At 44.6% G+C, this 10,618-nt stretch carries 7 protein-coding genes; all 7 read right to left on the minus strand.

The annotated features are described in order from the left end of the window. Positions 1 to 814, minus strand: an 814-nt coding sequence (locus VF500_RS19980) for a flavin monoamine oxidase family protein (protein ID WP_330861369.1), incomplete at its 3' end; no start/stop codon positions are given. A gap of 116 nt (positions 815 to 930) precedes the next feature. After that, positions 931 to 1,101: a hypothetical protein gene (locus VF500_RS19985; RefSeq protein WP_330861370.1), complete on the minus strand. Its 171-nt coding sequence runs from the start codon at positions 1,099 to 1,101 to the stop codon at positions 931 to 933. Positions 1,102 to 1,167: 66 nt separating this feature from the next. Continuing rightward, on the minus strand, positions 1,168 to 3,957 hold the full coding sequence (locus tag VF500_RS19990) for a glycoside hydrolase family 2 protein (protein WP_330861371.1): 2,790 nt from the start codon (positions 3,955 to 3,957) through the stop codon (positions 1,168 to 1,170). 278 nt (positions 3,958 to 4,235) lie between these two features. Next, the gene (locus VF500_RS19995) at positions 4,236 to 5,789 is read right to left on the minus strand and encodes a VCBS repeat-containing protein (protein WP_330861372.1); all 1,554 of its coding nucleotides are present in this window, start codon (positions 5,787 to 5,789) and stop codon (positions 4,236 to 4,238) included. An 18-nt stretch (positions 5,790 to 5,807) separates the two neighbouring features. Then, positions 5,808 to 7,373: a VCBS repeat-containing protein gene (locus VF500_RS20000; RefSeq protein WP_330861373.1), complete on the minus strand. Its 1,566-nt coding sequence runs from the start codon at positions 7,371 to 7,373 to the stop codon at positions 5,808 to 5,810. A gap of 16 nt (positions 7,374 to 7,389) precedes the next feature. Beyond that, positions 7,390 to 8,712, minus strand: coding sequence for a vanadium-dependent haloperoxidase (locus VF500_RS20005; RefSeq protein WP_330861374.1), 1,323 nt, complete (start codon positions 8,710 to 8,712; stop codon positions 7,390 to 7,392). A gap of 10 nt (positions 8,713 to 8,722) precedes the next feature. After that, positions 8,723 to 10,618: FG-GAP-like repeat-containing protein (locus VF500_RS20010; RefSeq protein WP_330861375.1), on the minus strand; the 1,896-nt coding region annotated here is incomplete at its 5' end.

Raw genomic sequence — 10,618 nt, forward strand, 5'->3', positions numbered from 1 at the left:
AAACTTTTATAACAGCTCCAAAACCAAGCGATTTTAAAGCTTTGATATAATAATCAACAGGCGGATCAAAACTCAGGGTGCATTTTAAGCCTGTTTCAGCCTGTAAAATCCCAAGCGGTACAGCAACCAACAATTGCCGGGCCTGGTAAGTTATCCCGATATCCGTGCTTACCGTAACATGATGCTGCCCCCAATCAATATCTTTTGCAACAGCATTAAGGTAAATATGTCCGCCTGCTTGTTTAAATTCATTTGCCAGGTAGCTGATCAGCATACAATAACCACCTTCCACACGATATTGTGCATCCTCATGTTCATTCTGCCATTCTTTACGGATGGAAAAAGCACTGGCTTTTTTAGGATCGGCATTGTCATATCCTGACACGTAGCCCCGCACAGATTCACGGAGACCAGTATACTGCTCACCCGAAAATTCCTGCTGCATGAACTCCTCAATGCTCATATCGTGCTTCAGTTGCATGATGCTTTCCAGAAATTCATCCCAATGTTCAATAACATGACCTTCGGCTATAAACTTACCGTCTTCATACTTCCACATCGAGGCCGATGCCGGGGTGTATTTAATACCTGCTTCATGAAGCAGGCTTTGGGTAACCGGCAAATCGCCATGAATAAATTCCGCACCCAGCTCCGCGGGCTCTAAAGAGGTGCCATGCTCAAGCGTATGAATACGGCCTCCAAGCCGGTTACGCCCTTCAAGCAGTACAACATTTTTACCTGCTTTGGCAAGCGTACGGGCGGCCATTAAACCTGCTGCCCCTCCACCTATGATAATTACATCTGTATTTTCCATATGCAAAATGTGTAGGGCAAGATAAGCAGTTTTTTAAAGCTGAACCTGTATTGCAGGTCATTCTTAAACAAAATTTAACTTTAAAAATGGTTAGGCACAAGTCACTCCATTCACAATCAACCACACAGGACTTGCGCCAGGGAATAGGCTATACAGGGCGAAGAAGTTGTTTCGCTATCGCTACCTATGACATAATTAAAAAAAACTGTCATCCTGAGGCACGAAGGATCTTCTTCAACAAGCATGGCAGCTATACAGGGCGAAGAAGATGCTTCGTACCTCAGCATGACAAACAGGGATGAATAAAAAAGGCCAGACAAAATGCCCGGCCTTCATTGTTAAGCATTAAAAGCTTATTGCAATGCTATTACCTGTTTATCCAAATTCCAGCCTTCAAGCAGCACCGTTGGTTTTACCGTGCCCAGCTTAGCTACCGGGGCACTTACCGATACCGTGATGCTTTCGTGCGGGGCCAGACTGAAATAATTTCCTGTCCAATAGCTTGGCATAACTTCTTCACCATTTCTCATCAATTGCGGGCGAACAAAGAACGCCAGTTGGTTTGAGTTGTTGGCAAACTGCAAGGTCCATTTATTTTCGCTCGTACCTTTTTCCACTTTGAGCACTTTTGCCTGCACCTGTGCATGTTTCATATCGTTCAACGTTGTAAAGTCGTCAGTGGCTGATAACCAGTACACGTTATGCGATACCGTTTTACCTGCAGTATTGATCAAATTCAACACTACAAAACTTACACCCTTGGCAGCAGCAAGCGCGTCTTTAAGTTGAATTACTTCTTTAACACCGGTTTGTGCCAAGCCAACATTGCCAACTTTGGCAGATTTAATCAATTTACTGTTGATGTCATAAATATCGGCTGTTGCGGTTAAGCTACCGGTTGCGTGATGTGTACGATTGATGATAGCTATTGATGAATTATCGTAGTTATATTGAATGTGAATAGGTTCACAAGCGTTTTGCATGGTGTAATATCCTGCATTGGGTTCCAGGTACCAATCGTAGATCTGCCATATTACGCTTGGCAGGGCCGCATTCAGCTTCCAGAGCATTACTCCACCGGTTTCGTTCAGTTTATGACCATCGGCTTCAAAAATTCCCTGGTAGCCGACGGCGTTCATGAGCTGCATCTTGTCGGAAAAATTAACGATGCTGCTTGGTTTGCCATATCTTTTGGCCATTTCTTCATAGTACTTATCATATTTGCCTGCACCGGTGGCCGCGTCATGATAACCCCATGAATTATTGAGCGGGAAAGGCAAATTGGTATCCCAAACCAGGTTAGGGATGATTTTTGGCAATGTAGTATATGGAGGTTGTGAGGGTAATCCGGTTTCGTCTTTAAATACCCAGTCTTTGGCATCATTGGCCAGCTTGTAATAATCTTTAGGGTCTTTCCATTCGTACGGACCGCCGCTGTAAACGCCTGATGGCATTTCATCGGGCCACGAGCCTTTCCAACCGGCAGGCAGTTTGGCAAAACCCGACGAGCTTGGGATAAACGGACGTGTGCCATCTAAAGTGATGATATCATTCCGCATTACATCATATAATTCTTTACGGGCATGGCCTTCATTACCGCCTGTCCAAACCAATAGGCTTGGGTGGTTACGGATACGGTAGATGGTGCTTTCCACGTTTTTGATGAACACATTGCCCTCCAGCGGCCAATCAGGCGAGCCTTTAAATTCGCCCTGGGTATCGCCGGTGATCCAAAAGTCTGACCATACCATTTGTCCGTATTTATCGGCTGCATTCCAGAAAGCATCCGGCTCAGTAACGCCACCGCCCCAAATACGCACCAGGTTTACATTGGCATTGCGGCACAAATGCATCTCATAATCATAACGGGCCGAATCGCGGTTCACCATCATATCCGGCACCCAGGCACCACCTACCAAATGCACTTCTTTACCATTTACATAAAACTTACGGCGCACAAATCCATTGGCGGTAGTTTCGGCTTTTGATGCTACTTTACGGATCCCGAATACAAAAGTAGTATCATCGCTTACCGTTGTTCCCTCGGCATATTGTAAACGGATGCGATACAGGTTTGCCCTGCCGTAACCATTAGGCCACCATAATTTTGGCTGATGCACGATCAACTCACTGATCTTATCTGCACTTAATTCAACAGCTTTTTCGGCACCGGCAGGTACTACTACCGGCTGGCTAAACTGAACAGGTGCACCCACGAAGTTTTCGGGCTTTATGCTAATGCTTAGCTTGCCGCCACGCGTTGCGGTTGTATTATTGGTCAATGTTAAATTTAATGAAAGCTTAGCGACACCTGTATCAGGCAGGTTTGGCAGATCAGTAACCAGTTTTGGCCTGCCGATAGTTACCGCACCTGTAGTACGCAGGAAAACCGGCTGCCAGATACCCATATTTCGGTCACGCACCGGCGGGATCCAGTCCCATCCTGATGAGCAAAGCATGGTTACATTTTTACCGATATCACCCGTAGGGCCACCGTTTTCATAAAACGGACCGAGGGCTTTCAATTGTTCTTTTGCAGGATAGCCCGGGTAATCAAGGGGGTAAATTTTTACGGCGAGGGCATTTTCGGCACCAGCTTTAACTGCATCGCTCACATCCAGGTTATGTTCGGCAAACATGCCGGCCATTTGGGTGCTATCAGCAATTTGCTTACCGTTAAGCCATACGGCTGCGCGGTAGTTGATACCTTTAAATATTAATTGAAAACGACGCCCTTTGTCGCTGGCAGGCACTTTAAAAGTAGTGCGGTACCAGTACGGCTTTTTCCATGGATTAGGATCATTGGGTAAATGACTGTATTGCTCCAGGTTATATTCTTTGTTAAACTGATCGGATGCATCTGGGATCAGCATATTGTTGAGGCCCTGGTACGGATCGGGATAAATATGGTTAGCAACCAGTCCGGTGAGCACTGTTGAAGGTACTTTTACCGGAAACCAGTATACCGGCGAATGGTATTGTGTACTGGAAAGTTCGGAGCCGGAAGCACTCACTAAGGCCGACGATTGCAGATCGAAATTGCTTAATTTAACTTGTTTTACAACTCCTGATTGTGCCGATACAAAGGCGGGCAAAAAGCAGGCAGCTATTACACTTAAAGCAGAGCGGATACTTTTGTTCATTTAGTATATCAATAAATATTGTGGTAAAACTACTTAACATACAACCAGATACAGCTGTACTTATTTATCAATTTGTTGTACAAATGATACGTTTTGAGGCTTTAGTAAAACATTTTACTGGTTTGCTATCACATCTCCCGGCCCTCATAAAAAGTTCGGCGGCAATATTGCGTTAAAAACGTAAACCCAGGTTAAGCGCCCGTTACAAACGAGCGCAAGAAAGCATGTGTTTGTGAGGACACAAACACCGGGGTTAGGAGACAGCGTGTGTAATAATTTTACTTTTTGATAGTTTTATTCTGCAGCACAATGATCGGTTCATACAGATCCCAATTGGGTTTATAGTCCTTTTGATTCATGAGCCCCTGTGCTCCTACCGAAAAATTGCCCAAGACAATATCTATATCGCCATCGCCGTCAATATCACCTGCGTCCATCGAGATCCACCGGCCTAATACATTAACCGGTACCTCATGAACTTTAAACTTGCCCGGGCTAACCTGTTCATGGTAGGTAAAACCTTCGGTGGGATGGTATTTATAATCGGGGAAGAAAGCTATTACGGCCAGGTCAAGATCGCCATCTTTATCAAAGTCGGCGGCTATGGCTTTAGAGCAGCCGTTAATATGGTAAAAATAAGTTTGTTTAAATTTCCAGTTGCCCTGGTTGGTAAATATGTAAACCCCATGATAGGGCTTAAATATGGGCGAATAATCATTATTATCGCCGCAGGTGTATACAATATCAAGCTTGCCATCATGATTAAAATCAATGAGCTGAAAACTGCTTGAGCCATAAACCGACGGAAAGCGCATGATGTTTTGGGTTGTAAAGCCTCCTCTTTTATCATTCAAAAACAACCAGATGCCTTCATCGGCCTGGGCAAACAGGCAGGCAATATCAGGCCATCCGTCGCCGTTAAAATCGCCGGTGTAAATTACTTCAGGGCCGGGAATTGCACGGATGATCTTTCTTTTGAAAGTATGGTTAGCCTGCTGTTGTAGCAGGAACAAGCCGCCCCGGTCATGACCAAAACCACAGCTTACATAGTCCATCAGGCCATCTTTGTTAAAATCGGCGGCTGCGCTTTTAACCGAACGGGGCAGGCTATCGGCCATTAAAACAGTATCCTTTGATTTCTTATCGAGATTAATATGCGTCAATGATCCTTTAAGCGCGTCATTAGGCGGGAGTATCCCAATACAGGTAATTACAGCACTGTTAGGTTCCGTTGCCGATTGATAAAACACGGCATCGGTTATGGGCGAATGAAACTTTTTGATCAGGGTAGCTGTAAGGTCACTATTCCAACGGTAAAGTTTATTACCGGCATCTCCTGTATAAAAGTGCTGATCAACAGGGTTAAACTTAACCATAGTGGTCATGGCCTCGCCCGATCTTGTATCAACGTTAGAAGGTCGTTTCACCGAAAATATAGCTGAATCAAGTACAGCATCAGGCTTGGGGATCTTCAGTTTTTTTGGCGAGGCGTACCGATAGTAAACAACGATCTTTGTCCAGTCGGCAAGGGAAAGCGTAGCTCTTGGACCGGCTATATATTGATCCATAAAGGGGCGCATGCCCAGTTTTGCACCCATAGCCGGCAAAATGTATTTATCCCAGGTGGCGCTGTCCAATAAAGAAGCATCGGGCGGTTCATGGCAGCTTCCGCAATGTTTGAAGGCCGTTTTTTTTGCATCGGCCAAAAGCTCTTCATCGCTTGGTTCGTTATCGCCGCAGCTATTCAGGACTGCTGCTATAACAACAATCAGTACTATTGCCAACAACAATATACTACGTCTTTTTACCTTCACCCCTCCTGCTTTCCTCATTTACAAATTGGCATAGCTTTACTTTTTGGTGTGATTTTCAAGCACTATCAATGGCAGGTGCTGGTCCCAGTTAGGTTTAAAACCATCCTGGAACATAAACCCGTCGGCGTAGTTACCTAATACCAGATCGGGCTTGCCATCATTATTCAGGTCTGTCATTTCCATGCACATCCAGTGGCCAAGCTTACTGATCGGTAAAGCATGAGGTTTAAAATCGAAAGGTTTAGCCTGCTCAAAGTAAACAAACTCTTCGGCAGGAGTATTTTTCATATCAGCGAAGAAGGCTATCGTTGCGATATCAATATCGCCGTCGCCATCAAAATCGGCAGCTATAGCTTTGGTACACCCGTTTATTGGGTAAAACCAGCGTTGCTTAAAGTTCCAGTCGCCGGTGTTGGTAAAAATGTACAAACCATGGTAAGGCTTCAGGATCCTTGAATCGCGGTAATTATAGCCACAGGTTAACACCAGGTCAAGCTTGCCGTCATGGTCCATATCAACCAACTGAAAGCTGCTTGAACCGTATACCGGTGGAAAATGAAGCAGGTTACGCGTAGTAAAGCCTCCCTTTTTATCATTTAACAATAACCAAAGGCCCTCATCGCCGCTACCCGTCAGGAGCATTACATCCGGCCAGCCATCGTTATTAAAATCACCGGCCAACGCCTGCGCAGCGCCCGGCTTATCGTAAATGGTTTGCTGCTCATAAGTATGGTCTTTATTTTGTTTGAGCAGGTAAACCCCACCTTTAAACTTCCCCTGACCGCAAACTACCACATCCTGTAAACCATCTTTATTAAAATCGCCGGTTATGGTACCTACAGGGCGGGGCAGATCAGATGCTATGTAAGTTTGATCGTCGTTAACCACTTTGGCGTCAAGATTAACTTTTACTACTTTACCGTTAGGAAAATCAACAGGTGCCATACGTCCAATGCAGGAGAAAAAACCTACATTGTTACCCACACTATCCTTACCAAAACTAACCCCAACCGCTGCGGATGGTAGTTTCGCAAGCGAATCCATTTTTAAATTGCTATCCCAAATATTCAGCTTTTCGTCAACCGCATCGGCACTATACAATTTATGTGTAGCCGGATTGGTGGCAATCAGGGTAGTAAAACTTTTATAACTTACCGGCGAAGGCGTTTTAAGCGTAAAACCAGCCCAGTCATTTATTAATGGATATGGCTTTTTAACAGGCAATAAGGTATCCGGTGCTGCTTTTTTGTAATAGTCCAAAATGGCTGTCCATTCGGCAATAGTAGCGCCTGTAGTATCAAGCGGATTATCCTTGTAGTATGACGAACCGCCATAGGTTGAAATGTGTAGAAACGGCGCCATATTAACCAGCGTATGGTTAAGCCAGACATCTTTTGGCAACGCATCAACAGGCACTAACGAATGACAACGGGCACATTTTAGTTGCACCAGGTTTTTACCGTCAACTATAACATCGCCGGTAAACTTGTATGGTTGATATGCCGGTTTACGCTTGCAGCTATTGATAAGCGTTAAACCAGCCAGTAATGCAGAGAATGAAAAAAGGTATGATATGGTTAATAAGCTTTTTTTTAAATTCATAAAATAGCTATTGCCCTTATTTTTTAAGTTTTAATTTTTTCCAGATATATTCACCCACCTGCTTACCTTGCACAGCACCCTGGTTAACACTGTTGCGGAAGTGGATCCCACCATAAAACCTGCTTATCGAGGTTTCGTCGGCAGCTTTCAAAAATGAGTCGAAATGGCGCTGCATACCTATATAGCGCAAGTCACTGGTATCCTGGTAGGCAAAGTTATCGCCAAATAAATGCGTAAGCACTACAGCCGATGCACCGCTGATATCACTATGCCCGCTCGGATATTCGGGGAATGGCGGCGTTTGCAGCATGGGCAGCCAGTCATGGTCAATTTTATCATTGATGATGGTTACCGGCCTTATGTAGTTTGTTTCATATTTAACCTGCCAGCCGCAAATAAAGGCATCAAACAAAGCTATTGAGGTAAGTGCGTAAGCCTGGGCAGTTTTTGCAGCGTCGGCATGGGTTTGCTTACAGGCAATAGCGGTTATACCTATCCAGTGGCCGCCCGGAGTGATCTTTTTATTGGCAAACATCATGTGGCCATTATGCTGGATCACAAATGGGTTATCATCCCAAAAGCGGGCAATCTCTACCTGCTGCGGAGTGATGTGTTTACTCAGATCATAAACTTCCTGTGTTTGTCTGAAGTACTCGCTGTTTTTATCCTCGCTAAAGGCGGGCGGAGGAGGCAACGGGAACATGGTTGAGGTATCAACCGCGAAGGTGTGCATAGTACCCCAGCAAAACTCAACACCATCCAGATAATCGGGCGGAGTTGGATGCCAGTTACCGGGATTATCATTACCCAAAAACCTCGGCTTGCCGCGGGTTTGGGGATAATTATCAACCGCAGCCCTTTTTAAGACATACTTACCTATCTTTTCGCCAAATGCCATGGAACGGGCATAGGTAGAATCATCAAGATTATCCTTATACATGGCATAAACTTTAGCCTCGTATTTTTTGAGCGAATCGATAGAAAAAGTAACCTTATGCGCCACAGCAAAAAACGCGGATGTAGCTGCAAGCGTGTAATTATATTTTACCCCGGCCTGCGGTTGAGGCGGTTTGCCAAAGCCGCGTAACTGTGCAGTAATTGAATTGTATTCAGGATTTTCATAACGAAGCGCCTCATATGCCGCCAGCGTAGTATATCCATAAATACGACTTGAAACCGGAGGGCTGAATACGTCATAAATAATAACCTGTGTAAGCTGATCAACGTTGTTATGAATAACATCGGCATCCTTCATTAGCGGTAGCTTTTTAGGTTTGCCCCCGCAGCCTAAAATAAGGGCACAACCCGCAGCGGCTATAAATATCTTAAAGCATCTCATTTATAATAGTTTAGTTAATTGGTACATTACGTTGATGGCCATAACTGTCGGTTACGGTTATTGATGCCATGTTATCATCAATATTAATGAATCTGCCCGATTGCGACAAGAAAGAATTACCATTATAAAACTCCTGTTTAGCGGTTTTTCCACTCTTATATTTTATAGTTGCAAATGCATCAAGCGGCTGCAGGTTATAAGTTTTAACAGGCCTTTTCAACTCAAATAATTTCATGGCATCGCGGTTTTGAGTAGCTGCAAGCAGGTAATTACCTTTGGCACCTTTCAGTTTAACCAAAGCCTTGCCATTGCCGGGAATATAAATACCGCTTTGCATAATACTAAGCGGTTTAAAGCCGCCCTTGCCATCACCTTTAAGCAATAAACCATTGAAAGCATCGTAACGGCCGGTTGCTACTTCGGTGCCATAGTCATTGCCGTTCAGTGCAACATCAAGGTTACCATCGCCATCAAAATCATCAACAGTGATACCGCATAATTCAGACATCTGCGCTTCAACCGGCAATGGAATGGCTGTAAATTTGCCGCCGCCGTCATTACGCAAATAAACCGATTGCAGGTAGTTCACTTTTAAGCGGATTGCCCCCTCACGCATTTTTGGTGTTATCACCGAGTCCATGGTGGCTGTTGCAAACGAGCGGTAATTCTGGAACCTGACACGCATACTGATCATCTGCTTCACAATATCATCGCGGCCAAAAGCCGGAAACTCCTGCAACTGCCCCTTTTGGTCTTTCAGGAAAACCGAAGGGAATGCGTCATAACTGCCATTATTGTCAAAATCTTTTGCAGTGATATAAATAGGGTATTGGTCACTTGCTTTATAAAAAGTGTTAAGACCGGTATTACCTACAATGTAATCCGTATCGCCGTCATGGTCAAAGTCGCCGGCTGCAATGGTGTTCCACCAGCCAAGCTTATTTTCAACCCCGGTGCTTTGGGTTACATTTTTGTATGTACCGTGATCGTTTTTAAGGAAAGTGATCGGCATCCACTCGCCTGTGAGGATCAGGTCGGGCCAGCCATCATTATTAAAATCGGTAAAGGTGGCATCACAAACCAGGCCTATGTTATTCAATTCTTTAGCTACAGATGCAGATACGTCGGTAAATTTAATAACGCCGTTTTTGCTATCGTTACGCAAAATAAAGCTTGATACGGGTTTAGGATAATTCCAGGGATCAACGCGACCTGAAATAAACAGGTCCATTTTACCATCGCGGTTTATATCTGCCGCTTTTACACATAGTTTGCTGGTGAGGTTTTTAGGCAGGGCATCAGGCTGTAATTTAAAGTTGCCTTTGCCATCGTTAACGTAAAGCCTGTCCTGGTAATTTGATGAACCGGGCTCACTTTCATAGCCGCCGCTGGCAACGTAAAGATCAAGGTCGCCATCGCCATCGGCATCAAAAAGCAACATGCCTTCGTCTTTAACTCTTACAGGCGATAACATATGCGCCATATCATTAGGATTACCAACCGGGACAATGTTTTTGGGTTGAGGTACCAGGTCGCGCTGAATAAACTTGCCGCTGGCTTGCTGTAATAATAACTGGGCCGGGTATTTGGTAGTTCCGCCCACCACCATATCATCAAACCCATTGCCATCCACATCGCCAACTGCTACGGCCGGTGTATATTCCGATAGTTTATGCGGAAGCAGTTTTTGAACGTTAAAGTCGATATAATCCTGATCATTATGCTTGTAGGTTATGCCTGCCGATTTAGTTACATCTTTGAACAAAGCGATGTTATCAACCGAAGGCTCCTTGTTACTATAATCAAGCTTTGCATCGGCAATTTTAACCTGGAGTGTTTGGTTTGTTTTAACATTAGTAAGCACCTGCTTTTTACCATTATCCCAACGGATCACCACCGAATCGAG

Origin of the sequence: Mucilaginibacter sp. (genome assembly GCF_036383575.1) — a bacterium.
Lineage (GTDB): Bacteria > Bacteroidota > Bacteroidia > Sphingobacteriales > Sphingobacteriaceae > Mucilaginibacter.

Bases quoted from the DNA above. Each gene is read 5' to 3' on its own strand.
- VF500_RS19985 (WP_330861370.1), bottom strand. From the start codon at position 1,101: ATGCTGAGGTACGAAGCATCTTCTTCGCCCTGTATAGCTGCCATGCTT.
- VF500_RS19990 (WP_330861371.1), bottom strand. From the start codon at position 3,957: ATGAACAAAAGTATCCGCTCTGCTTTAAGTGTAATAGCTGCCTGCTTT.
- VF500_RS19995 (WP_330861372.1), bottom strand. From the start codon at position 5,789: ATGAGGAAAGCAGGAGGGGTGAAGGTAAAAAGACGTAGTATATTGTTG.
- VF500_RS20000 (WP_330861373.1), bottom strand. From the start codon at position 7,373: ATGAATTTAAAAAAAAGCTTATTAACCATATCATACCTTTTTTCATTC.
- VF500_RS20005 (WP_330861374.1), bottom strand. From the start codon at position 8,712: ATGAGATGCTTTAAGATATTTATAGCCGCTGCGGGTTGTGCCCTTATT.